This is a genomic window from Staphylococcus debuckii, assembly GCF_003718735.1.
In the GTDB taxonomy this organism is placed as follows: Bacteria; Bacillota; Bacilli; order Staphylococcales; family Staphylococcaceae; genus Staphylococcus; species Staphylococcus debuckii.
In genome coordinates this window covers 1,024,901-1,050,559 of the sequence record NZ_CP033460.1, presented here as the reverse complement: position 1 = coordinate 1,050,559, position 25,659 = coordinate 1,024,901, and the positions used below count along the sequence as shown (strand labels likewise).

Here is a 25,659-nt window from a genome sequence, read left to right as displayed (position 1 = left end):
TTCAATTATTTAAAACTATTATACCCTATGCCAGTCTTACAATAAACTATAAAGTTTAATTTCAGGGAATTTTTCTTCAAACCAACGTGTGGCAAATTCATTTTCAAACAAGAAGACTTTTTTCTCATAGCGGTCTTGCACTAAAATAGAACGTGATGTACTCATTTTATCTTGAATATCTTCTTCATTTTCCACCCAACGTGCAATTTTGCGTCCAACGGGTTCCATTATTACATCCACATTATATTCGTTCTTCATACGATGTTCGAATACCTCAAATTGCAATTGTCCAACTGCACCTAAGATAATTTGGTTCGTATGCAAAGTTTTGTAATATTGAATCGCGCCTTCTTGAACGAGTTGTTCAATACCTTTATGGAAATGTTTTTGTTTCATAACGTTTTTAGCTGATACTTTCATAAAGAGTTCCGGCGTAAACTGTGGTAAATCTTCAAAGCTGAACTTTTGATTCCCTCCAACTAAGGTATCGCCGATTTGATAGTTTCCAGTATCATATAAACCGATGATATCCCCTGCTACTGCATGGTTGACCGTTTCTTTGTCATCTGCCATGAATGAAGTTGAACGAGTAATCTTTTGTTTCTTATTGGTACGTTGCAATTTCACATCCATGCCACGTTCGAACGCACCGCTGACAATACGCATGAAGGCAATACGGTCACGGTGTTTAGGATCCATATTAGCTTGGATTTTAAAAATAAATCCTGAGAAATCTGGCGCAAATGGACTGACTTCTTCTGCTTCTTTCGTCACACGGCCATTCGGCATCGGTGCATGGTCAACATAAGCATTTAAGAAACTTTGGACGCCGAAATTAGCTAAGGCTGAACCGAAGAATACAGGTGTTAATTCCCCTGCCAATAACATATCATTATCAAAATCTTCTCCAGCCTCTTCCACTAACATAAATTCATCGATAGCTTGTTCAAAAGTACTATCTTTAGTAATTTCGTGCTCTTCTTCTAGTTCATAATCCTCATTTAAATGTAAAAGATGTTCTTCATCTCTGAATGGCTCGATAGTACGATGTTCACGATCGATAATTCCGAAGAAGTTTTGACCCATTCCGACTGGCCAATTCATCGGATAAGTTTTGATATTCAACGTCTCTTCAATTTCATCTAATAATTCAAAGGGTTCTTTTCCGACACGGTCTAATTTATTAATAAATGTAAAAATCGGGATTCCGCGCATTTTACAAACTTTGAATAATTTCAAAGTTTGTGGTTCAATCCCTTTAGCGCAGTCGATTACCATGACAGCACTATCGACCGCCATTAAAGTTCTGTACGTATCTTCAGAGAAGTCCTCATGCCCTGGTGTATCTAAAATATTAATATTGTAATCATCATAATCAAATTGCATTACTGAACTGGTTACAGAAATTCCACGTTCTTGTTCAACTTTCATCCAGTCACTTGTTGCAAATTTCCCGGATTTTTTCCCTTTTACTGTTCCGGCTTCACGAATGGCGCCGCCAAATAACAAGAGTTTCTCAGTTAATGTCGTTTTACCGGCATCAGGGTGAGAAATAATCGCAAAGGTTTTTCGGGATTCAATTTCATCCTTAATACTCATTCTTTATCTCCTTTTCAAATATCATTAAAGTTAGTGTATGTGCAAGGCGTTCTGCCTCATCTTCGTCCATTATATTAAAAAGATACATGACTAAATTATCATCTACATCTTCTGGAGTCTCCTTCGTATCTAGTTCAGCGGACCAATTCAGGTCTGGTATTGCTATAATACTATGCTTGTCAATTTCGCGGATATAAACTTTGGCACCTTCTAATTGTTGAAGTGTTCTAATCTTCAGAAGGCCCACCTCCAAATTTCTTATAAGCCGCTTCTAACCCAATTAAATCATCGCGATGCGGCACTTTAACATGACCCGGCATAATTTGGTAAGGTTCGCGGCCTTTTGATGCTAATACTACAGTATCACCAGGTTCAGCAACATCGATAGCATGACGAATACCTTCAGCGCGGTCTGTGTATTCAACATAATTATCATGGGTCGCACCTTTAGCGAGTTCAGCTGTCAGCATCTTCGGATCATCATTGGCTGGATTATCTGGAGTAAAGATAACATAATCTGCTCGACTCGCTTGTTTACCCATTTCAGGTGTTTTCGTAAGGTCTCTTTCACCTGCCATACCAATTAGGAAGATTAATTTTTGTTTTACAAACGGCTTGACGGCATCAATTAACTTTTCAATACCATCTGTAGTATGCGCATAATCGATAATCAAATCGATAGGTAAGCTAGGATCCAATACCTCTAAACGTCCTTCTACTGGTTCTAATTGGGGAACAATGTCTACAATCTCTTGCATTGGAGTGCCTTTACCCCATACTGCAGTCATTGCTGCCATGATATTAGAAATATTGAACTTTCCGACATATGGAGAATTAACATGGAAAGTGCCATCTGGTGTTACGAAATCAAATGACGCGCCTGTCAAAGATTCTTGAATACGCTCAGCTTTGAATTGCGCTGGACGATGAATGCCATATGTAAAGACTTCATAAGGTGTCACACTTGTAAGGTATTCTGAGAAATCATCATCCGCATTCACTACTGCGAATTTTTCTTTACGTAAATCTTCACCCAGCTGACTGAAAAGTAAAGATTTAGCATGCCCATATGCTTCCATTGTACCGTGGAAATCTAAATGATCTTGAGTCAAATTAGAAAAAATGGCAACATCAAATTCTACACCGCTCAAGCGTCCTAAAGCAAGTCCATGGCTGGATACTTCTAAAGTCATCGCTTCAGCGCCCTCCTCAACTGCTTCGTGTACTTTCTTAGTTAAAGTGACTGTTTCAGGCGTTGTATTTTCACCTTTAGTGACTTTCTCATTGATTTGAAAACCATTGGTACCTAAATAAGCACTGCCTTTACCTAATTTGCGATGAATTTGATGAATCATTGTCGCAATAGAAGTCTTACCGTTCGTACCTGTGACACCATAAGTTGTAAGTTGTTCACTCGGATAGTCGTAGAGTTTATGAACAATTAAACTGGCCACACGACGTGTTTTCGGAACTATAACTTGAGTCACGTCTCCTTCTATTTCTTGTTCACTTTCTACCACAATCAACTTGCATCCTTGGTTTACTACATCTTGACAGAACTTATGGCTATCCACTGTATATCCTTTGGTAGCTACAAAGATACTTCCTTCTTTCGCAGTACGAGAATCTGTGGTTACATCATTAATTTCTCTATCTAAACTGCCAAGCACTTGTTTCGATTTTATTTTTTCGAACAATTCGTTCGCTTTCACATCGATCGCTCCTTTTTTCCCAATACTACTATTTTATACATTTTTTTCTCATAAATCTATATACTGAGGTTTAATTCTATTGTACAGATTTTTTCTTTTTACTTATATTAATTTCCATCGGCATTTCTTACTTCTATGTAAGTTTGAGTTCAGCTGAAGTAGGTAATAGAATATGATAATACCTTTTAAATTCCACGCGTTAAATGTTAAGGCAATGTGAAAATATTTTTATCTCATATTAATAAATGTTATAATTCAATGATGTTAATACGTATGCGGTTTAATGTTAAGTAATTTTGCGTTAAACTCAAATCAAGCGGTGGAGGGACGATACATTTTCTTCTTCACGACATATAGGAAAAAACTATAAATTCAACTAACTGGAGGGTGGCTACTCATATGGTTACTCAAAATAAGAAGATATTGATTATTACAGGGTCATTCGGTAACGGCCATTTGCAAGTAACCAATAGCGTTGTGAACCAATTGAATGAAATGAATCTGAAGCATCTTTCTGTGATTGAGCATGATTTATTTATGGAAGCACATCCTATTTTAACTTCTATTTGCAAAAAGTATTACATCAATAGTTTTAAATATTTTAGAAATTCTTACAAACAGTTTTATTATAGCCGCCCAGATGATGTAGATAAATGTTTTTACAAATACTACGGTTTAAATAAGCTTATTAATTTGCTCATAAAGGAAAAACCAGATTTGATATTGTTGACGTTCCCTACTCCGGTAATGTCAGTGTTGACAGAACAATTCAATATGAATATCCCAATTGCTACTGTAATGACAGACTATAGATTACATAAAAACTGGGTTACACCACACTCTTCTCGTTATTATGTAGCAACACCTGATTTGAAACAGGAATTTATGGATATCGGTATTCCAGAAGATATTATCAAAGTCACAGGAATTCCTATTTCTGAACAATTTGATGAAGAAATTGATACGCAGGCTTGGATGCACAAGCATCACCTTGATCCTGCACGTCCTACTATTTTAATGTCTGCAGGTGCTTTCGGAGTCTCAAAAGGATTTGAAGCGATGATTTCTGATATTATTGAACGCACTCCTGACACTCAGGTTGTGATGATTTGCGGACGCAATAAAGAACTGAAACGCTCATTGCGCCAACAATTTAAAGAACATACGAATGTATTGATTTTAGGTTATACACATCATATGAACGAGTGGATGGCCTCTTCTCATTTGATGGTGACAAAACCAGGTGGTATTACGATTTCAGAAGCTTTAGCTAGAAGAATCCCTTTGATTTTCTTAGATCCGGCACCGGGACAAGAATTAGAAAATGCATGTTATTTCCAATCTAAAGGTATCGGAGAAGTTGCGGACACAACTGAAGAAGCTATTCAACTAATTACTGACTTGACTCAAAATGAAGAAGCATTGGTTGAAATGACAGAAAGAATGGCAGATCTAAAGGTAAAATACCCTACTTATAAATTATGCCGAGATCTCCTACATCTATTAGACCGTTCTTCACAATTCGAAGAAATTTATGGAAAGGTTCCTATGTATGCAAAGCTCTTCCTCAAGTAGTTACAAAAATGCGAACTACCAAAGAAATTTCATTATTATGCTCGTCATCTTATTCTTAATAGAATTTGCCCGAGGGATGTATGTCCTAAGTTACTTGCCGATTCTTCCAACTGTGTCTTCAGTTGCGGTAGGCCTTACCTCGGCGGCAGTTTCTGTTCACTATATCTCAGATGCAGCAACCAATTTTGTGATTGGGTTCTTATTAAAACGCTTTGGAGCTAAACCTGTTTTAACTCTAGGGTTTTTATTAGCGTTCGGAAGCCTATTCTTAGTTATCTGGTTTCCGTTTAATCCATTCATTATCTTTATCAGCGCCATATTATTAGGCATCGCTTCCAGTCCGATTTGGGTCATCATGTTATCCAGTGTACGTGATGAAACACGTGGTAAACAAATGGGTCATGTATACTTTGCTTGGTTATTCGGATTATTACTCGGAATGATCGGCATGAATTTAATTATGAAAATTCATCCGACATCCTTTACTTTCTTGATGTCGCTAATGGTATTGATTGCTTGGATTCTGTATTACTTCGTAAAAATTCGCCTTACCAATTACAATACACGCAAAGTCGGCCAGCAATTAAAACAAATTGCCGGAGTTGCTAAAAAGAATGGCGTGCTCTTCCCTGGTATTATTTTACAAGGGGCTTCAATCAGTGCGCTGGTGCCTATCTTACCGATTTACGCAACAAAAATTGTAAAAGTATCAACCGTTGAATATACTGCAGCACTCGTTATCGGCGGTATCGGTTGTGCCATTTCCATGCTCTTCTTATCTAAAATTATAGATAACCATGGTAAAGTCTTTATGTATTCAACTATATTTGTAGGATTTGTTCTTTATACAATCGGTATATTCGGACTTTCAAAAATCACTAATATATTTATCGTTTGGGTAATTGCCCTCTTTATCGGCTTAATGTATGGATTCTTGCTGCCAGCTTGGAATACTTTCATGGCCAGCTTTATCCATAAAGATGAGCAAGAAGAAACCTGGGGCGTGTTCAATAGTATTCAAGGTTTCGGAGCAATGATAGGTCCGTTGATCGGTGGTATGTTGTACCAATTCACAGGTGCGGTTAATAATACCTTCTATTTCTCAGCTGGTGTATTCATCTTCTTAGCCATATTCTACGGTATTTATTTCATTAAATTAAGACGGCAGTCAACTACTTCGTAAGGGAGTGGGGAGCGGACTGGAACATCATTTGTTCCAGTCCGTTTCTTTATTGGGTGGAAAATTTAATGAGAGATAGCTAAAAGTGTCTAGGCTGTAGCGGCTTTGGCCTTAACTGTATAGACAACGATCGTGAGCCTCGACACTCTCCCCTTCTCCTCCTTCAATACCACTCTACTTATTAAGCAAATAACTATTATTCCATCATATAAATATAAAAATTCAACTCATCACACGCAAAAGATAAGAGCCAAGACAAATTAATGGCTTGGCTCTGTTTCTTATGTATAAAAGTATGAGGTTGGGACATTGGATTTGAAATCATTCACTGCGATTCTCATCTCAACTATAAACCCTTTATTTCTGCACCATGTCCTAGCCTCGTACTTTAAATCTTTTTAATTTCACTTTAAAAAGTAAATTGATTGCTTTCATTATTCAAAGCTGAATGTGTCAACTTCTTTCCACTTTTCAGCATCTTCATCATATTGCAATAATGTCAATGCATCGATTGTTTCTTTATAATCGATACCTGCAAGTGCAACTTGTCCGAAAATATCTTCGAATTCTTGACTAGTTAAACCTTGGGCAATTGTAAAATGCGGAACAAATGAGTGTTCTGGTTTGCCGTAAAAATCGCCATTATTAAAGCGATTGTCCAACTCTTCTAATTCTGGTGTTTTTTCAACTTTGAAATAAATCACATTGTTGATCGGAGCAAAATTTGACGCTTTAGTTGCGTGAATATGCAACGGTTTAACACCTTGCACACGCTCTTTAATTTCTTCTTTTACTTTATCGAAATCCCCATCTTCTACCTCAAACGAATCTTTGATTGTGATATGAGGTGGAATTTGCGCATAACGTTCATCATAACGTTTACGATATGCATCGACTTTTTCACGGAACGTTTTTGATGGAATTAATGCTAACCCTAAGATCATTTGAATTCCTCCTTAATTTAACTATAATGCCATTATAGCAAACATTTAATGAAATCGTTACCAAAAACAATAATTTTACAGAATTAACTGAATAATTTATTCTGCTAAAAAATAAACTAAGAGAGGTTCCATTAAGTTTTTCCAATACTTCCAACGATGCGTACCCTCAAATTCCTCATAATGATGCGTGATTTGTTTGCGGTCTAATAAGTCGTTCAGTTCGCGATTCGGTGTTAAAAAGTCTGCACGTTCACCAGTAGTCGGCAACTCAAAATCAATTTCTTCCTCGCCCACTGCCTGCCAAATATTTAATTGATCGATAAATTGACAGCGATCTGTCAATACCTCAACTACTTCATTAAACATTGGACTGAACATTCCTACTTGACTGAATAGACGTGGATAGGAAAGCGCAGTCATCAAGGCAATAGAACCTGCTAAACTATCTCCCAATAAAATACGGCCATTAGCTACCTTGTAAGTTGGGAAATTCTGATCGATATACGGCAAAATTTCTTTCCCCATTGCTTTTACTGTTAAAGGCGCCTTGCTGCCATTCGGAGAAAATTCTTCTCTGCGCAAATCGACCGTTTTATAATGAAAACCAATAATAATGGCACGTTCAATTTTGTCATCTTTTCTTAGCTTTTCATAAACACGATGAATACGTCCATATCTGAAAAAATCTAATCCATCGAAACAAAAGATCACTTTATATTTAAATAAGGGCGTATAATCTTCAGGTAAATAAATTGAAAAGGTAATATCACGTTCTAAAATATCACTATGAAACGTTGTGGTATTGATTGTGCCGGTTTGAAATTCAGTCATCCTATCTCTCCTCAATTCAATATATTCTTCATTATAACAATTTTCTCTTCAATATGTTGTTAAGCTAGATAGATATTGGTTTCTAAGCCCCATTCCGATTAAGTTGCTACGTTTTAGTTTTCTAATTTATTTATTAATTTTATTAAAATTGTTGCACGGAACTTATTTACACAGTATAATTATGAAAAATAATTGTTACTCTTGCATGTCGAAACACTTACAAATAAATCGAACAGGTGACCGTTTATTTTTAGGGACGGATGTAAACGCTTTCTGTAAGATTTTATAAGGGGGAAATCATTATGCTAGAAAGTATTGTAGCTTGGTTTAATGAAGTGGTGTGGAGTAAACCGCTTGTTTATGGTTTGTTAATCACTGGTATTTTGTTCTCATTGATGATGAAATTTTTCCAAGTCAGGCATTTTAAAGAAATGATTCGACTGATGTTCCATGGTGAAAAGTCACCGACTGGGATATCCAGTTTCCAGGCCATTGCCTTATCATTAGCCGGCCGTGTCGGAACTGGTAATATTGTCGGTGTGTCTACAGCCATCTTTATCGGTGGTCCTGGTGCTGTATTTTGGATGTGGGTGACTGCATTCTTAGGAGCAAGCAGTGCTTTCATCGAATCTACTTTGGGACAGATTTTCAAACGAGAAGAAAAAGGTGAATACCGAGGCGGCCCTGCTTACTATATTCAATACGGTATTAAAGGACGCATCGGTAAAATATATGGTCTCATCTTTGCAGTAGTAACAGTTATTTCCGTAGGTCTCCTTTTACCCGGAGTCCAATCCAACGCAATTTCCAGTTCTATGCACAATGCCTTTAAAGTGCCAAGTTGGATTATCGCTACTATCTTAGCAGTTATTTTAGGTTTAATTATATTCGGCGGTGTAAAGTGGATTGCGAATGTAGCGACTGCGGTTGTACCGTTCATGGCCATTATTTATATCTTAATGGCAGTTTTTATTATCATCTTAAACATTCAAGCGGTACCTGCTTTATTCGCTCTTATTTTTAAATCAGCATTCGGAATGCAAGCAGCATTTGGGGGAATTTTTGGAGCTATGATTGAAATCGGGGTAAAACGGGGACTTTACTCCAACGAAGCCGGTCAGGGTACTGGTCCGCACGCAGCAGCTGCAGCAGAAGTATCACATCCGGCTAAACAAGGACTTGTACAAGCATTCTCAGTATATGTGGATACATTATTTGTATGTACAGCGACTGCATTAATTATCTTAATATCTGGAACTTACAACACAACGAATGGTGATGTCGGGCCTGGCGGGTTGCCGAAACTGATCAAAGATAACGGAATATTCGTACAATCTGCAGATGGCACAAAAGATTACTCTGGAACTGCAATGTATGCACAAGCGGGTATCGATAAAGCCTTACAAGGCGGAAGTTACCACTTCGATCCAGCTTTCTCTGGTTTCGGTTCATACTTTATTGCGATTGCGTTATTCTTCTTTGCCTTTACCACAATTCTGGCGTATTACTATATTGCGGAAACCAATATTGCTTATATGACGAGAAACAGTTCACGCTTTACTACAACTATCTGGATAAACGTCGCACGTATTGTCTTAATTGGAGCTACGGTATACGGTTCAATTAAAACAGCTGATGTAGCCTGGAGTATGGGTGATTTAGGCGTAGGTATGATGGCGTGGTTGAATATTATAGCGATTTGGATTTTGCATCGCCCTGCTGTAGACGCATTACGTGATTATGAAAGTCAGATGAAACGTTTGGGGTCTGGGAATTATGCAATTTATCATCCAGATCCGAAGAAACTACCGAATGCGACTTTCTGGCTTGAAGATTATCCTAAACGATTGAAAAAAGCGCATTTCAAAGAAGAACGTGATAATGATGAAGATGATGACCAAGGTGCAGAACCAAGCGTTCCTTTAAATAAAAATTTAAAAGAAGTTTAATTTAGATTGAATGTTATAAAATTATGACCAGCTCAAAGAGAAGTTTTTAATCTTTTGGGCTGGTTTGTTTTTTTGAAATATTACTTTTTGAATGTTATTAAATAGGATATAATTAAACGTAAGTCTATTTCTTTAGGAGGAACTCATAAATGCTTAATAAAGTATGGTTCAGGACAGGCATAATGCTGATCATTCTGTTCGTACTGATTAAGTTGATAATGGAAGTGCATGTTATTTTCAATCCGATTATCATCATTGTTAAATCAGTATTGTTGCCATTTATTTTGAGCGGTTTCTTATTTTATGTATTTTTACCGCTGCAAAAATTCTTAGAAAAACATCGCGTCCCTCGTTGGGGAAGCATTACGATAATATTTGTTGTCTTGATTGGTATTATTACAGCTGCTGTTACAGTAGTAGCGCCATTGATTATGAATCAAATCAACAACTTAATTAAACAAGCACCGCACTTACAACAAGAAGCACAAGGAATGATTAAATATGCCTTAGATCAAATGGATAAACTCCCTAGTGATGTTACAGACCGTGTGAATAAAGTGGTTAAATCATTTGGTGACAATGTCACGAATGTTCTAACTAACTCTATTTCGATTGTGTCTCAAATCATTTCAACTTTATTCTTGTTGATTATGGTTCCTTTCTTCTTAATCTATATGTTGAAAGACCATGAGAAATTTATTCCGTCCATTGCTAAATTATTCAATGGAGACCGTAAAGTATTTGTAGTAAACTTATTGAAAGATTTAAACCATACTTTGCAATCATATATCCAAGGACAAGTAACTGTCAGCATTATTTTAGGTATTATTCTATATATCGGTTATTCTATTATCGGATTAGATTATACATTATTACTTGTACTCTTTGCGGGTGTCGCTAATATGATTCCATTCTTAGGACCATGGATGTCCTTTGCGCCTGCTGCTATAATCGGTATCATTCAAAGCCCTACAGCCTTTATCTGGGTTTGTGTGGTTACCTTGGTAGCACAACAATTAGAAGGTAATGTCATCACACCTAACGTTATGGGTAAATCATTAAGTATTCACCCACTTACAATTATCGTTGTTATTTTGGCTGCAGGAAATTTAGGCGGTTTCGTTCTGATTTTAATTGCTGTCCCTTTATATGCAGTTATTAAAACAGTGGTACGTAATGTCTTTAAATACCGTCAGTCTATTATGATGAAAGCGCAAAGTGATGTAGAAGATTAGATAAGCGTACTTAAAAAGCGTTCCTACTCTCTCAAAACAGTAGGAACGCTTTTTGTTATGCGCTGCATGCCGCCTTCGTCAGGGCGGGTCTAGCGCTTTATATTATGCCTTTTCTAAGTGACGTTTGCCACGTAAAGGAATTTTTTTCAAAGAAAGCAGCATTGCAAGGGAAATCATATACAAGCATGCGAGGAAGATCATAGTGCCTGCCATGCCTGAATGATCCATCAAGAAGCCGATTGCGATTGGAGATAAGCCCCCTACTGCGCGTCCGACGTTAAAGATGACATTGTTCGCGGTGCTTCTGATGTGTGTTGGGTAGAAGCTGCTAATGACTGCGCCGTAGCCGGCAAACATTCCGTTTACGAAGAAGCCTACGAATGCACCGCCGATTAATAAGGCTGTCGCACTTTGTGCAAAGACGTACAGGAATACTGAGGCTGCTGAGGCAATCAAGAATATGCTGTAGGATACTTTGGCCCCGAATTTATCGAGGATTTGGCCGAAGCAGAGCATACCAAGGCTCATACCGATGATGGTGCTGATGGTCCATAATGATGAGTTGGAAACGCTCAGTCCGTGTTGTTTCTGTAAAATGGAGGGCAGCCAATTCATTAATCCGAAGTAGCCGGCAACTTGCACGCTGGACATGATGGTTAGAGCGATAGTTGTGTGTGCTTGATGTTTAGTATTGAACAGAAGAACGATGGGACTGCTCTCTTTCTTTTCTAATGTATGTTGTGCTTTCGTTTGTTTCCAAGCATCTGTTTCATCAAGATTGCGACGGATGTAGAACGCTAGGATAACGGGTATTACGCCGATTAAGAAGAGTGCGCGCCATCCCCATAAGGGTAAAATAGCTGCAGCTAACAAGGCTGCGGTTAAGGCGCCGACCTGGCCACCGATTGCGACGATGGAGGAGACTCGTCCTAGTTTCTTCATGGCGAAGACTTCTGCGACTAATGCCATGCCGATGCCGAATTCACCGCCGCCGCCCATTCCAGCGATGAAACGTAAAATGTAGACGATGTAAATGTTATGTGCAACTGAAAGCAAAGCTGTGGCGATTGCAAATAGGAAGATCGTATAAGTAAATATCCGAATACGGCCATATTTATCTGCTAGCACGCCGAAAATTACTCCGCCGAAAAGCATACCGAAGTTGGTGATGGACGAAATGAGTCCGGCTTCTGCTGAAGTGATATGGAATTCGTTGATAATACTGGAGAGTGCAAATGCAAGGAACATTACGTCCATATTCTCTAATCCGAATCCAAGCATGGAGGATGTCAAGATTTTGTTTGAATAGGATTTGTCTTGTTGATTAATTTTACCTGTCATTAAGGTCACCTACTTTATAATATGTATTATTAAATTTTCTCTGTTACATATCATACACTTTTCCTGAGGTGTTGAATAGGTGTGGTGAAAAGAAAAATTTGCGGAGTGGCGAGCGACGTGGGTGGGGTCTCTGGGAACGAGGCGGTAGTTGAAGAGTCTAGGCTATTGTGGCGTGCCTCGACACTTTCGCCTCAAAGGGCCCAAACTAAAAATCTCTCCTCAAATAAAAAACGGAATTGAGACAAACTCATGTCTCAACTCCGTGTAGATATCAATTACTATTATTTGATTGCATGGAAGCCGGCATCAACGTGGATGTTTTCGCCTGTTACGCCGCTTGATAAATCACTTAATAAGTAAGCCGCTGTTTTACCGACTTCTTCTTGGTCGACGTTACGTCTTAATGGCGCACGTTCTTCGACTTCTTTTAAAATAATGTTCAAGTCGCCTACACCTTTGGCGCTGACTGTACGAATTGGACCCGCAGAAATAGAGTTGACACGGATGTTTTCTTGGCCTAAGTCATATGCAAGGTAGCGGACATTAGCTTCTAAGCTTGCTTTTGCCACACCCATTACGTTGTAGTTCGGCATAGCAAGTTCGCCGCCGATGTAAGTTGTAGCTACGATACTGCCGCCTTCTGGCATAATTTTCTTCGCTTCACGAGCTACAATAGTTAGAGAATAAGAACTGATGTCTTGCGCTAATAAGAAACCGTCGCGTGATGTTTCTGAAAAGCGGTTGCGTAAGTCTTCAACATTTGAAAAGGCGATTGAGTGGTAAACGCCATCAATATTCCCTAAATCTTCGCCGATTTGTTTAAAGCCGTTAATCACATCGTCATCGCTTTGAACATCGATTTGATACATATGTTGTTGGTCTTGGTTTAATTGATCGTATAATTTTTCTAATTGTTTTTTACTGCGTTCTTTACGGTATGTAAATACCAGTTTCGCTCCTAATTGATCTAACACTTTAGCAACACCGAAACCAATACTGCGTTTGTTTGCTACTCCCATAATGACATAAGTTTTACCTTCTAAACTAAACATGGAAACGCTCCTTCATTTGATTATTATTAATTCATGATTACATGTATTATAACATTTTTAAGTTGCTTGCACTGCTTACAACCCTTCTGTATGTTGACAATAAAGGTATTTTATCATTTCTGATACACGCTGCACAACTTCCATACTTAAGTGCCTATGACGGCAAAAAAGAAGCGGAGCAGAAATAATAATGTTTAAAATTATTTCTGCCCTGCTCCTCTCACTAAATCTTTCTTTTTCCAATTAAGAACCTAAGGAATAGTATTCTAAATCGCGTTTCAATTCGTCTACGTATTCTTTAGAGCCTGTGACGATTAAGCGGTCGCCATAACGTAAGGTTGTATCCCCGTGCGGCACGATGGATTCGTTATCTCGCACAATACGTACGAAAATGATGTCGCCGTCGAATGGGAAGTTACGCAATTGGATATGGTCGAATTTGTAGTTGAGCATTTGGATTTCGTATAATGAAGTTTCCACATTGCTCAATAGGTTCAGCATATTCGGTGTTTCGATCAGGCCGGTAAGTAATATTTTGTTACTCAAGAAGCTGCTGAAGATTTCGATGCCTTCTTTACGCAACTCGGCTTCTGTTTCTCCGCCTTCTTCAAAGCGGCAAATCACACGGCTAACTCCATGTTCTTTTGCCATCGTCGCTACATTATAGTTAATTTCATCATCATTAGTTGAGCAAACTACAATGTCGCTGTCGAACAGTCCCAGTTTATCCAACATTGCTTCGTCATAGTCAGCGATTTCAACGGTTGTAATATCGTTTGAAAGGTGACGTTGATCGCTCAAATCCTTACGATAGTATAACGTGATGGCATATAAGTCTGACATCAAGTTTTGAGCAATCGGGATTGTTAATTGGTTCTTACCAATCAAGCTGACATTAATACGTCTTGTCGCTTCTTCCGGCATCGGGAAGTTTTTCTTGAAGACAATCGGTACAAAGACACATGTAATGACAGCACTTAAAATTAAAATACCTGAAATTTCTGGTGTGATTGTTTTTAATTGTTCTGCAATTTTTGCTGCTGCGATTACCAAGGACAGTGTCGATGTTAAAAGAAATGCTGAAGAAATTGTAGTCTTTTGGTCGAACCAAGGTCGAATCGCAAATACAGGTATTATTTTTGAAATCAAGAACGCGACAATCAATATTGGAATAATGATAAGAATAGACGGTTCTTTTATCAAGGAAGGAATGTTTAAATCCACACCTACCATGATAAAGAAGATAGGAATGAAGAAACCATAACCGAATGAATCGAGTTTCTCTACCATATCTTCGTCAGGTCCAAGCAAGGAAACAATCACCCCTGCTAAGAATGCACCTAAAATATTTTCAGCGCCTACTCCTTCTGCTAAGGCTACTAATAAAATAATCAAAGCAAAGCACGCACGTACTCCAATTTGCGTCGTCCCGTCATTTAATTTGCGTAAGAATTGCGCTTTCTTGAACATACCGCCCAAGAAATAGAAAATAACGGTAAATATAACCAAAATACTGATCAACCATAATGTTGCGCCGCCTTTACCATTTAAGGCGCCATAAACGGTTAATAGTATCATCGTGAATAAGTCTGCTAGAACCGCAGTTAATAAGATGAATTGGCCGATTGTCGTACGCATGATGTTCATTTCTTTTAATGTCGGTACAACGACACCTAAAGAAATCGTAGAAATGATGATCACCATTAATAATACATCATCGATTAAGCCGAACCATTTGAATAAATAAGCCAAGATAATTGATATTACCATAATTAAACCGAAAACGAGTAAAGCTAATTGTAAATGGCTCGGTTGTTTCTTCTTATTCTTAGATTTCTTGTTATTTTGAGTCGGTTGGCTCTTGAAAGCATTGAAATCTATTTCTAAACCGCTGAGGAACATTAAGAAAATAAATCCTAATGTCGACAAAATATTTAATACATTGTCTCTTTCAACTAAATGAAAGCCTGATTGTCCGATAACGAGTCCCATGAGGATTTCGGCAACGACCACCGGCAAGAAATTAATATTGAGTCTGTTGACGATGATCGGGGTTAAGAAAGCCGCCATGACAACAATTACGAGTGATACAAACTCCATGTGTCCCTCCTTATGTGAGATATGACATAAATGATGTTGCTAAACCAAAGTAAATTAACATACTGACAATGTCATTGATAGTAGTAATAAATGGACCGCTGGCAACAGCTGGGTCGATTTTCAATTTATTCATTATCAGAGGAATAATTGAGCCCATAATCGTACCGACTGTCATGGCTATTGTCAAACTGCCGCCGACAATGAGACCGAGAAGTGGTGTCTGGTAGAGCACCATAATAATCGTAAACAGTACAATGGCACATACTAAACCTGAGAGGAAACCGGCTCCCGCTTCACGCAACGTAATTTTAAACTTACTCTGATTCTCAATTTCTCCTGTTGAGATATTACGCACAGAAACGGCAAGTGATTGTGTTCCTGAGTTCCCGGACATACCGCTGATAATCGGAATAAAGGCTGCCAATAATGCTACTTTTTCTAACGTATCTTCGAACGAGCCCAAGATAGTTGCAGTAATCATACCTAAAAACGTCAAGATGAGCAACCATGGAAGCCGTTTAGTGGCCGTTTTTACGATAGAGTCATCTGTGGAATCGATATCCGAAACCCCGGCTAAACCCGAGTAGTCTTCTAACGCTTCTTCGTCCATAACATCTAAGATATCGTCAATTGTGATAATACCCAGTAAATGGTCTTGATAATCGACTACTGGCAAGGCAATGAAATCATAGTCACGCATCGTTTGCGCAACGTCTTCTTGGTCATCTGCAACATTTACGCTGACCACACGTTCACTCATAATATCTTCTATATAATCATCATTTTCTGCAACAATTAAATCCCTGAGTGAAAGTACGCCAACGAGTTGTTTATCATCATTGACTGCAAAGATGACATAGATCGTCTCAGCATCAGGCGCTTGCTCTTTTACAAGCAATAACCCTTCTTTGACTGGTGTAGTCGTCTTCAAGGAGATATACTCCGTAGTCATGATACCGCCGGCTGTATCTTCTTCATAATGCATCAATGCTTTAATTTCTTTTGCATCTTCTTTGTCCATAATCGCAAGTAATGTTGCAATCTTGCGTTTAGAGAGATGATTCATGATATCTACAGCGTTATCGTAAGACATATCTTCTAAGATATGCGCTGCATAACTGACTTTCATTTGATCAAATATCTCTTCATATTCATCATCATCAATTTCTAACTGATCAAAAAAGTCTGCCACTTCTTTTGGTGAAAGTAAGTGATACATTTTTTGATGAATTTCTTTATCGCTGTCTTCAAAATATTCACTTTGTTCATACGTATGCATGGATAAGAATTCTTCTCGGAATTGATCAATGTCATTATTTAATAAGAGATTGTCTAATAATGACTTGTTATATATTTCTTTCTCGTCCATGAATTTATTGTCATCTTTTGCCAAATTGGTGCCCTCCTCACATCTCAGTTGGTTGTATTAAATGTTGGAAAAGATTATCTAATTCTGTCCTTTTCGCATCATCTTTCAACTCGATACATTCATGAGTGATGGGATGCGTAAAACTTAGATTACAGCAGGCTAAAGCCTGGCCGGTGATATCAGAATGCGGGCCATCGTATAAGTCGTCGCCTAGAAGCGGATGGCCGATATATTGAAAATGGACGCGTATCTGATGGGTGCGCCCTGTATGCAGCTGTACCTTGCATAAAGTAAAGTCATTGGCGATTTGAATAGGTTGAAAGCTCGTTTCTGCGTATTTTCCTGCAGCTCCGACTTGACGTTTAATAATACTGTCTGACGCCCTTAAGATAGGTGCGACAATATTGCCCGCTTCTTCTATCCTGCCTTCAGCAATACAGTGGTAAATCTTGTTCATTGCAACATGAGACATCATATGATGAAAATGACCATGTTTAGCAAATAAGACAATACCGCTTGTATTACGATCTAAACGCGTCACAATATGCGGATTTGCTGGTGAGGCTTCGCCAGATTGCTTAGAAGCTAAGTATCCCATCACCTGCTCTATTAAGCTGCCGTGCGGATGCTCTCGAGAGGGTGCGCAATTTTGCTGTTTGCCTTTTGATACAGCAATGAAATACGTATCTTCAAACAAAATATCTAAAGGTTGTTCGAACGGTTCCAAATTTACACTTGGAAGTTCGTCCGGTAACTTCACTACCAAAGTATCTCCTGCTTCCATGGCCTTTCTAACAGTGACAGGCTTCTCATTCACAAGTAAAGCGCCATCACGTTTAATGGCACTTATCATCTTCTTGGAATATTGATTTTCTTGTAAAAAAGTTTTCAAAACTATGGGTGATGCAATAGTATATTGAAATTGCATTAGTCATCGCGTCCATCAGAAATGAACGAATCATGTACACGTTTCCAGAATGGGAAAGGTCTGAAGCGCGCAAAACGAATTTCTTCTTTCGCAACTTTATACTCAATACTTTTCACGTTATGATGCTTAGTTGTAACATGATCGATTGACGTCATAATCGTTCTTTGATCTACCGGTGTAATCAAACAATAGTGATGCGCCGGCAATACTAAAGGCGACCCTACTGTACGGAAGACGCGGTTATTAATAGAAGCAATCTCCGTTAACTGAATCGCACGTAATGATGGATGAATTAAAGCGCCCCCGAGTGCTTTATTATAAGCGGTTGAACCTGAAGGCGTCGATATACATAAACCATCTCCTCTGAAACGTTCAAAATGCTTCCCTCTTAAACTCACATCTGCAACTAATGTGGTGTTATCCTCAGTTTTCATCGTTGCCTCATTTAAAGCAATATGTTGCGAAGGATTCTTTTCATCATTATAGTTTACCGTGATATCAATCAATGGATATTTAATCACGTCGTACTCCCCATCTATAATTTCTTCGATTAATTTATCAGATTCGTGCGGCAGCCAATCAGCATAGAAGCCTAAATGTCCAGTATGTACCCCTACAAATGCAGTTTCTGCTAATCGGTAACTGTATTTATGAAACGCTTCTAGTAAAGTACCATCTCCGCCGACAGAAATTACGATTTCAGGTGTTTCCGTGTCCTTTATCATCTCTGTATTCTGCATTTGTGTTTCCATATTTTCCTTAATGCTGTTGGATTTATGATCTCCCTTTGACACAATATTATATCGCATGCTGCACCTCACTCTTGATTATGTTTTTTCGCCCTTTTTTTCGAATAATAACGTTGCGCTTCTTGTATTTCATCTTTAATCTCAGACATTTCTTCATCTAGTGAAAAAGCTGCTTCAGCCGCATTTTCTAAACGCTTTTGAATTTCTGGAGGATAGTCCCCATCGTATTTATAACGTAAAGTATGTTCAATCGTTGCCCAGAAATTCATGGCCAAAGTACGTATTTGTATCTCCGCTAAAATTTTACTTTGTCCATCCAATGTTTCAATTGGATATTCTATGATTACATGATAAGAACGATAACCGCTCTCTTTCGTGTTATTGATGTAATCTCTTTCTTCGATAACTTTAAAATCTTTTCTTTGGCGTAATAAATTAACGACAATTTCAATGTCATCCACAAATTGGCACATGATTCTTAAACCTGCAATATCGTACATTTCTTCATGCAAGCGATCAAATGGAATGCCTCTTTCTGTGGCTTTTTCAATAATGCTCGTCAAAGGTTTGACACGACCTGTCACAAATTCAATCGGTGATGCATCTTGTTCCAAATCGTATATTTTGCGCAAGCCCTTTAATTTTATCTTTAATTCATCCACTGCTTGTCTATAAGGGGTTAAAAATCGATCCCATTGATTCATAGTGATTCACTCCGCTTCACTCCAACTCAAATGCTTCCTCAACTTCCGCTACAAAGTCTTTACCGTAATTTGAGTTGCCTTTAATATTACTTAGAATATAGTCTAATTCTTGATCAAACATTTCTAATTTTAAATCATCATTGATATATATTGCTTTACCCTTATTTTCATGGAGCATCGACCATGTTTCTTTCACAAAGATAAGATAAGAATACGATTGTCCATCATCTAATATATAGGCAAATCCGTAATTGTCACTATCCACAAGCATTTGTCCTGCTTCCTTTAAACCTTCTGTAGATTTATCAGTATAGCAATAGATGCCATCGTCTTTCACCTTGATTTCATTTACATAAATTCGCATACCTGTGTTCCTCCTTGTGTTATTCCTCATTATTTTAACATATGTATTGAGTCCATTACATAACCTAAACGCTTCATCTAATTATACGAAATTTGAATTGCTTTCATTCAATGAAAAAATCCTCCATAATATACAAACAAAGGGGTGAAATTATGGCGATTAACCAAGAAATCGAATACAAACAACTCTTATCTGAAGAGGAATATACTGCTTTGAAAAAAGCTTTTTTTAATAGTCAACAGCCATTTACACAAATTAATTTTTATATTGATACACCGGACTTTGAATTAGCTGAACAATTAATGGCATTACGCATTCGTCAAATCGGCAAAGAATATGAAATGACCTTAAAAGTACCCGCAGAAGTCGGATTGACTGAATATAATAATGAAACGCACATTGTACCTGAGCATGGACAACATATTCATTCAAATCAATTGCCAGAAGATATCTTTTCAGTCTTGAAGGATTCTGGTATTGATACGGAAAAACTGCATGTATTAGGGGCACTGACAACCCATAGAATGGAAACAGAAATCGAAGAAGGACTGCTGGTTCTCGACCATAGCGAATATTTGGGCATTGAAGATTATGAATTAGAATTTGAAGTTGAAAATCCTGAAACTGGTTTGGCAAAATTCCAAAGTATTTTAAAAGAATTCGATATTAAATCTTATGTACCAAAAAATAAAGTTCAACGTTTTTTCAAAGCTAAAAGTAAATAAATTCACATATAATGTATAATACTCTACATCAAAAGTCGTATTACTTTAAAATGTAAAAATTCATGTTATATTAGATATATGTTTAAGAAACAGGGTGATGTTATGGCTCCAAATCCATATGAAGTCATAGGTAAAGAGCGATTATATAGTATGATAGATTACTTTTATTCTCTTGTTGAAAAAGATGAAAGAATAAATTATCTCTTTCCCGGTGACTTTGCTGAAACAAGTCGCAAGCAAAAACAATTTTTAACACAGTTTTTAGGCGGACCTGCTTTATACACTGAAGAGCACGGACACCCAATGCTGAAAATGCGACATATGGAATTTAGAATCACATCATTTGAAAGAGACGCCTGGTTAGAAAATATGAATAAAGCGATTCAACATGCAGAGCTCCCTGCAGGTGTTGGTGAATACCTATATGAAAGACTGCGGATGACAGCCCATCATATGGTTAATTCTGAAAATTAATTGTAGGTGAATTAGATGTCTGAAGAATTAAAGTTAATATGTAACAATAGACAAGATGATACCAATCTTTCACCTGTGAGTAAAATTGAAATTTATTCTTTCTTCGATCCCTTTGATGAAGATTGCTTTAAACTTTCAGCAATCTTGTCAAAATTAAGGGTTGAATATAAACAATATATCCGTATTCGTCATATTTTAAACCCATCTTTGCGGATTTTAACAAAATGTCAAGCACAAAGCAGTTCAGAAAATGATAATATCGCTTTGGCATATAAAGCAGCAGAATTACAAGGCCGTTCTCGTGCAGAACGTTTCATTCATCTCATGCAGAATGAAATTATTCCCAAGCGAGACATCATTACTGAAGAAATGATTAAGACTGCGGCTAAGAATGCAGGATTAGAATATGAAGTTTTCAAGGAAGACTTGAAGAGCGGCAAACTCAAAGACAGTTTGAAAGTTGATTTGCATATTGCGCGTGAAATGGAAATTGATCAAGCACCTTCCCTTGTGTTCTTTAACGAAGACGTGACTGAAGAAGGCTTAAAAGTTGAGGGATTGTATCCATATCACATTTATACTTATATTATTAATGAGTTAATGGGAACCCCTATCGAAAAAGAATTACCGCCTAAACTCGAGACTTATATCAAAGAGCAGCAATTTGTTACATTTGAAGAGTTATTAACGATATATGAATGGCCAGAAAAGATGTTATTAAAAGAGTTGAAGAAATTAGCACTGCAACAGAAAATAGAAAAGCTCAGCAATCCGGAAGGAGACTTTTGGAAAGCGAAATAATTATAAATATAATTACATTTTGAAGTACACCTTAATTGTTAGATTTAAAAGCTAACGATTAAGGTGTTTTTTATTTTTTAATGCGGACAAAAAAATAAATTTAGCCTTAGTGTGTTTAATAGCTATACGATATCCACGCAAATTGAACCTCCTCCCAACTCATGCGCTATCTAATTGCATATAATTAGATTTTTATTTTTAAATTATCATTTTATCTTATCTTAAATAACACTTTCATACATTAATCCTATTCTTACTAAATTATATATTTTCATAAAGAATTCTATGATATATTCGAGTTGAGATATTTTGCATTATTAATATTTTAAAAATGATTGGAGGAATTATTTTGAACAGTATCAAATTGAGTTTTAAGAACACAGCAATAATTTTATTTTCTTTCATCATGGCATTAAGTGGTATCTTTGCTTTTTCATCCTCTACTTATGCACAAGATAAGGGTCCTGCCTCTTAAAAGTAAAAGTCAGCAATACTGAAGTTCCTGCTAAAGCGGAACAACAAGCCAAAGCTCAATTCTCTAGTTATGCGCAAGCATTGTCCCAGATTGATAAAACAGGTTCAAATGGTGAATATAAATTAGGTAACCCATTTAAAATTTATAAATTAAACGGGCAAGAAGACGGCAACTACTATTATCCAATTATGCAAGGTGACACAATCAAATATGTCTTGACCGTGACACCTAAAAACGAAAATGATTTAAATGTAAATAAAAATAGTGCAAATTACAGCGTACACATTTCTAAGTTTATCGCGGATGCACTCAATCAATATCGTCAAAATAATATACCTGTCACTATATTCACAAATAAAGACGGTTATTTTGTCGAACATGATAATAAAGTGTCCATGATTAAACAAACTAAGTTAGCAGATGATCAAACACCTGTTGCTACACCTGCACCTCCTAAAGTACAAACGAACCAAACTGTCGATGCTTCAAAAGCTGTAGCTGCTCAAAAGAGTGTTGCTACCAAATATGTCAATACATTGCCTCATTTCCAAATTCGCGAAACACAAGGAAATAATGGTTGGTGTGCAGGATTTACGATGGCTGCCTTATTAAATGCCACTAAAAATACTAACCAATATAGAGCGCAAGATATTATGCGCACAATCCACCCAGGATTATCTGGCCAAAGATTCCAATTCACTGGTTTAACACCAGATGAAATGATTCAATATGGTCGCTCACAAGGTAAAAATCCTAGCTTATACAATGGGATGCCAAGTTTCGAGATGGTAGACCAATACACATCTAAAAATCAGGGTATAGCAATACTAAGTCAAAGACTTGAAGCATCACCTAATGGCTTGCATGGCCGTCATGCAATGGCAGTGGTAGGTAATGCTGTACTTGCAAATGGACAAAAAGTAATTGTATTTTGGAATCCCTGGGACCGCGATGTATCCTTGCAACCTGCTGACAGTGATATTATTCCTGTGTCAGATGGTTCTCACTTCAAGTGGTTCTCAGCAATCCCTGGTTACTAAACTCGTTATAAAAAGGATGACTTGTAAATATGGAACAGATTAATCTTAATGTAAAATATCTCACCGCTCTATCAGATGCAGAAGCAGAATTATTGAAACAATTTAAAGGTGAATGGATCAATCAAGATGATTCTCTTTCTGTCAATGTACACATACTTTACTCTACATCTAGCGAATTAAAAGATATCTATGAAATTAAAACGATTAGCACTACAGATAATGAGATGACTTTAACACAAGACTTCGATGCAGATTTCGTCATTCATTTGAAGTTGAATGATCTGCACCATCTCAGTTACCAAGTTATGAATTTAAAAGCAATAGGCAGTTCTCAGCCATTTATTCTAGAAAAAGGATAATCCCCTTCCTTTTTCGGTAATAAATAGAAAGTTCTCTCTATCCCTATACAAAAAAGCCGGCAGTTGAATGGTGTAGTAACATCATTCACTGTCGGCTTATTCTATCTCAATGATACTTTAAAATTTTAGGCAATAAAAAAACGCCGTGTCTGAATACACGGCGCTAAACAAAGGGGATGGGAGAAATTTTTCACTTCAAACAAAGGGGTATGTTTGTTATGTGATTAATTTCATGGTCATAATATACCACGCTAAAATCCCCTTTTCAAGACGGTTGAATCATGAAAACGTTTTTGTCACAAACTTGTCATATTGTAAACGATTTCACAATGTTTACGCTTTGATTAATTTTTCAAACTCGTCTAATTTTCTTTCGAAAGTTTGGCACGCTTGCTCAATAGGTTCTGGAGATTTCATATCTACTCCAGCATTTTTAAGAATTTCGATTGGATAATTTGAGCTGCCTTTTTTCAAGAATTCATTAATATAGCGTTCGACTGCAGGTTTACCTTCATTCAAGATTTGATAGCTTAAACTTTGCGCAGCACTATAACCTGTTGCATATTGATATACATAGTAATTCATATAGAAGTGCGGAATACGTGACCATTCTTTGCTGATATCTTCATCAGTTTCTACGATATCACCGAAGTACTCACGATTTAATTTCGCATATTCTTCGTTCATACGATTGGCAGTTAAAGGTTCTCCCGCTTCTTCGATTTGGTGAATTCTATGCTCGAATTCTGCAAACATTGTTTGACGGAAGAGTGTTGCACGGAAACGTTCTAATTCTTGGTTCAACAAGAGCAGACGACGTTCATCGTCTAAGTGTTTTTCCATATAATCACTTAGTAAAGCTTCGTTTGTAGTTGAAGCTACTTCTGCCACGAAAATTGAATAGTCGCTATGATTAGATGGTTGATTTTTTCTGCTGAAATAACTGTGCGCAGAGTGTCCGAATTCATGAATGAGCGTGAATAAATCCGAAACAGTATCTGACCAGTTCAATAAGATGAACGGATTAGTTAGATGTGCGCCAGATGAGTAACCGCCTGAACGTTTGCCTTTGTTCTCATATACATCGACCCAACGATTGTTCAATCCTTCTTTAACCACCTCTAAATATTCTTCCCCCATCGGTTCTAATGCTTTAAGCATCCATTCTTGAGCTTCATCATAAGGCATTTCGAATTGGATATCTTTAACGAGCGGAGTGTATAAATCATACATTTTCATGTCATCTAATCCTAATACTTCTTTACGTAAAGCAGTATAGCGATGCAATAAAGGGAGATATTTATGAACTGTTTTAACTAAGTTATCATATACTTCTTCTGGTATATGGTTGTTGCTCAATGCTTGTTCACGTGCTGTTTTATAATTATGTGTACGTGCATTGAATACGTGTTTTTTCACTTCACCTGTTAACGTAGCCGCTAAAGTATTATTATAAGCGCCATAAGCTTTATATAAATTGCGGAATGCTGAACGACGCAGTTCGCGATCATCTGATTCTAGATATTTGATAAATGTGCCTTGAGTGAGCGGATGTTTATTTCCATCTTTATCAACTGCATCTTCAAATTCTAAATCAGCATTGCTAAACATGCCGTAAACATTGCTTGGTGTAGATAATGCATCTTGAGCTTCAGTTAATAATTTCTCTTTATCTGCACTTAAAATATGCGGACGTTGTTCATTGATTAATTTCAAATCAAAGGCATAACGTTCTAAATCTTTATTTTCATTAATAAATGCTTGAATTGTATCTTCATCAATTTGCAAAATTTCTGGCACAAGGAAACTCCAGCTTGAACTTAATTTAATTGCTAACTGATGCGCACGGGCTTCATAACCCGTATATTTATCATTGCCTGTATCTTGGTCTTGTTTAAGATGCGCATAAACATAGACTTTTTCTAATTCTGTTTCAATTTTATCTTCTAAAGCTAATGCTTCATATAATGTTTCTGCACTATCAGCTAAATGACCTTTAAATTTTTCTTCAGCGCCTAAATAGCCTTCTACTTCTTTGAAAGCTTTCTCGAACGCTTCATCATCTTCGAAAATTGTCGTTAAATCCCAAGTATATTCAGGATGTTTCTGTTCTTGTTGTTCTCTTGTCAATTGTTGACTCATAAATAAAAAGC

General features: G+C 37.2%; 23 protein-coding genes and 1 pseudogene. 10 read left to right on the top strand and 14 right to left on the bottom strand.

Annotated elements, in window-relative coordinates:
• Positions 1-36: 36 nt before the first annotated feature.
• From CNQ82_RS04855 to CNQ82_RS04845, 3 genes are read right to left on the bottom strand one after another with little or no spacing between them, the layout of a single operon-like run.
• Positions 37-1,599 (bottom strand): peptide chain release factor 3, encoded by a 1,563-nt coding sequence (locus tag CNQ82_RS04855; protein ID WP_123144329.1) that lies wholly within the window; start codon positions 1,597-1,599, stop codon positions 37-39.
• On the bottom strand, positions 1,589-1,846 hold the full coding sequence (locus CNQ82_RS04850) for a YueH family protein (RefSeq protein WP_164711946.1): 258 nt from the start codon (positions 1,844-1,846) through the stop codon (positions 1,589-1,591). The genes CNQ82_RS04855 and CNQ82_RS04850 overlap by 11 nt, the downstream gene beginning before the upstream one ends.
• Positions 1,827-3,311 (bottom strand): UDP-N-acetylmuramoyl-L-alanyl-D-glutamate--L-lysine ligase, encoded by a 1,485-nt coding sequence (locus tag CNQ82_RS04845; protein ID WP_123144327.1) that lies wholly within the window; start codon positions 3,309-3,311, stop codon positions 1,827-1,829. Before CNQ82_RS04845 ends, CNQ82_RS04850 begins: the two co-directional genes overlap by 20 nt.
• 399 nt (positions 3,312-3,710) lie before the next feature.
• Between CNQ82_RS04845 and CNQ82_RS04840 the strand changes: the two genes are divergently transcribed.
• A complete protein-coding gene (locus CNQ82_RS04840; protein WP_123144326.1) occupies positions 3,711-4,886 on the top strand; it encodes a diglucosyl diacylglycerol synthase in 1,176 nt (391 codons plus the stop codon).
• Complete coding sequence (gene ltaA / locus CNQ82_RS04835; protein WP_206125374.1) at positions 4,864-6,069, top strand: lipoteichoic acid biosynthesis MFS flippase LtaA; 1,206 nt, start codon at positions 4,864-4,866, stop codon at positions 6,067-6,069. The genes CNQ82_RS04840 and ltaA overlap by 23 nt, the downstream gene beginning before the upstream one ends.
• A gap of 431 nt (positions 6,070-6,500) precedes the next feature.
• On the opposite strand, the gene CNQ82_RS04830 is transcribed toward ltaA, so the two are convergent.
• Both CNQ82_RS04830 and CNQ82_RS04825 read right to left on the bottom strand, forming a co-directional pair.
• Positions 6,501-7,010 (bottom strand): YjcG family protein, encoded by a 510-nt coding sequence (locus tag CNQ82_RS04830; RefSeq protein WP_123144324.1) that lies wholly within the window; start codon positions 7,008-7,010, stop codon positions 6,501-6,503.
• A gap of 96 nt (positions 7,011-7,106) precedes the next feature.
• Positions 7,107-7,841 (bottom strand): esterase family protein, encoded by a 735-nt coding sequence (locus CNQ82_RS04825; RefSeq protein WP_123144323.1) that lies wholly within the window; start codon positions 7,839-7,841, stop codon positions 7,107-7,109.
• A gap of 302 nt (positions 7,842-8,143) precedes the next feature.
• On the opposite strand from CNQ82_RS04825, the gene CNQ82_RS04820 reads away from it, so the two are divergent.
• Entirely contained in the window at positions 8,144-9,790 is a 1,647-nt protein-coding gene (locus CNQ82_RS04820) for an alanine/glycine:cation symporter family protein (protein ID WP_123144322.1), read from the top strand.
• A 149-nt stretch (positions 9,791-9,939) separates the two neighbouring features.
• A complete protein-coding gene (gene cozEa, locus CNQ82_RS04815; protein WP_123144321.1) occupies positions 9,940-11,025 on the top strand; it encodes a lipoteichoic acid biosynthesis protein CozEa in 1,086 nt (361 codons plus the stop codon).
• Between the two features lie 102 nt (positions 11,026-11,127).
• Here the strand turns inward: cozEa and CNQ82_RS04810 are convergent, their stop codons facing one another.
• Both CNQ82_RS04810 and fabI read right to left on the bottom strand, forming a co-directional pair.
• Entirely contained in the window at positions 11,128-12,366 is a 1,239-nt protein-coding gene (locus tag CNQ82_RS04810; protein ID WP_123144320.1) for an MFS transporter, read from the bottom strand.
• 281 nt (positions 12,367-12,647) lie between these two features.
• Positions 12,648-13,418, bottom strand: a complete 771-nt coding sequence (gene fabI / locus CNQ82_RS04805; protein WP_123144319.1) for an enoyl-ACP reductase FabI — start codon at positions 13,416-13,418, stop codon at positions 12,648-12,650.
• Positions 13,419-13,459: 41 nt separating this feature from the next.
• Between fabI and CNQ82_RS13120 the strand changes: the two genes are divergently transcribed.
• Positions 13,460-13,606 (top strand): hypothetical protein, encoded by a 147-nt coding sequence (locus CNQ82_RS13120; RefSeq protein WP_164711945.1) that lies wholly within the window; start codon positions 13,460-13,462, stop codon positions 13,604-13,606.
• Between the two features lie 55 nt (positions 13,607-13,661).
• Here the strand turns inward: CNQ82_RS13120 and CNQ82_RS04800 are convergent, their stop codons facing one another.
• The 6 genes from CNQ82_RS04800 to CNQ82_RS04775 are packed head-to-tail and all read right to left on the bottom strand — an operon-like array spanning position 13,662 to position 19,632.
• Positions 13,662-15,518 carry a monovalent cation:proton antiporter family protein gene (locus CNQ82_RS04800; protein ID WP_123144318.1) on the bottom strand — a complete coding sequence of 619 codons (1,857 nt, stop codon included), beginning with the start codon at positions 15,516-15,518 and terminating at the stop codon, positions 13,662-13,664.
• Positions 15,519-15,528: 10 nt separating this feature from the next.
• Positions 15,529-16,887 (bottom strand): magnesium transporter, encoded by a 1,359-nt coding sequence (gene mgtE / locus CNQ82_RS04795; protein ID WP_123145647.1) that lies wholly within the window; start codon positions 16,885-16,887, stop codon positions 15,529-15,531.
• 37 nt (positions 16,888-16,924) lie between these two features.
• Positions 16,925-17,815, bottom strand: a complete 891-nt coding sequence (locus CNQ82_RS04790; protein ID WP_123144317.1) for an RluA family pseudouridine synthase — start codon at positions 17,813-17,815, stop codon at positions 16,925-16,927.
• Positions 17,815-18,624, bottom strand: coding sequence for an NAD kinase (locus CNQ82_RS04785; protein ID WP_123144316.1), 810 nt, complete (start codon positions 18,622-18,624; stop codon positions 17,815-17,817). The genes CNQ82_RS04790 and CNQ82_RS04785 overlap by 1 nt, the downstream gene beginning before the upstream one ends.
• Before the next feature lie 8 nt (positions 18,625-18,632).
• Entirely contained in the window at positions 18,633-19,268 is a 636-nt protein-coding gene (gene yjbM / locus CNQ82_RS04780) for a GTP diphosphokinase (protein WP_095106205.1), read from the bottom strand.
• A 16-nt stretch (positions 19,269-19,284) separates the two neighbouring features.
• A complete protein-coding gene (locus CNQ82_RS04775; RefSeq protein WP_123144315.1) occupies positions 19,285-19,632 on the bottom strand; it encodes a UPF0738 family protein in 348 nt (115 codons plus the stop codon).
• 152 nt (positions 19,633-19,784) lie between these two features.
• Here CNQ82_RS04775 and CNQ82_RS04770 point away from each other — a divergent pair, with 152 nt between their 5' ends.
• The 5 genes and pseudogenes from CNQ82_RS04770 to CNQ82_RS04750 all read left to right on the top strand — a co-directional run bounded on the left by CNQ82_RS04770 (position 19,785) and on the right by CNQ82_RS04750 (position 23,506).
• Entirely contained in the window at positions 19,785-20,357 is a 573-nt protein-coding gene (locus tag CNQ82_RS04770) for a CYTH domain-containing protein (RefSeq protein ID WP_123144314.1), read from the top strand.
• 102 nt (positions 20,358-20,459) lie between these two features.
• Positions 20,460-20,831 carry a globin domain-containing protein gene (locus CNQ82_RS04765; RefSeq protein WP_240624941.1) on the top strand — a complete coding sequence of 124 codons (372 nt, stop codon included), beginning with the start codon at positions 20,460-20,462 and terminating at the stop codon, positions 20,829-20,831.
• A gap of 15 nt (positions 20,832-20,846) precedes the next feature.
• A complete protein-coding gene (yjbH, locus tag CNQ82_RS04760; protein WP_095106216.1) occupies positions 20,847-21,632 on the top strand; it encodes a protease adaptor protein YjbH in 786 nt (261 codons plus the stop codon).
• Between the two features lie 483 nt (positions 21,633-22,115).
• Positions 22,116-23,147 (top strand): annotated as a pseudogene (locus tag CNQ82_RS13395) (C47 family peptidase); the annotation flags it as partial.
• 29 nt (positions 23,148-23,176) lie between these two features.
• Positions 23,177-23,506 carry a hypothetical protein gene (locus tag CNQ82_RS04750; protein ID WP_123144311.1) on the top strand — a complete coding sequence of 110 codons (330 nt, stop codon included), beginning with the start codon at positions 23,177-23,179 and terminating at the stop codon, positions 23,504-23,506.
• A gap of 333 nt (positions 23,507-23,839) precedes the next feature.
• Here the strand turns inward: CNQ82_RS04750 and pepF are convergent, their stop codons facing one another.
• Positions 23,840-25,648 carry an oligoendopeptidase F gene (gene pepF, locus CNQ82_RS04745; protein ID WP_123144310.1) on the bottom strand — a complete coding sequence of 603 codons (1,809 nt, stop codon included), beginning with the start codon at positions 25,646-25,648 and terminating at the stop codon, positions 23,840-23,842.
• Positions 25,649-25,659: the final 11 nt, after the last annotated feature.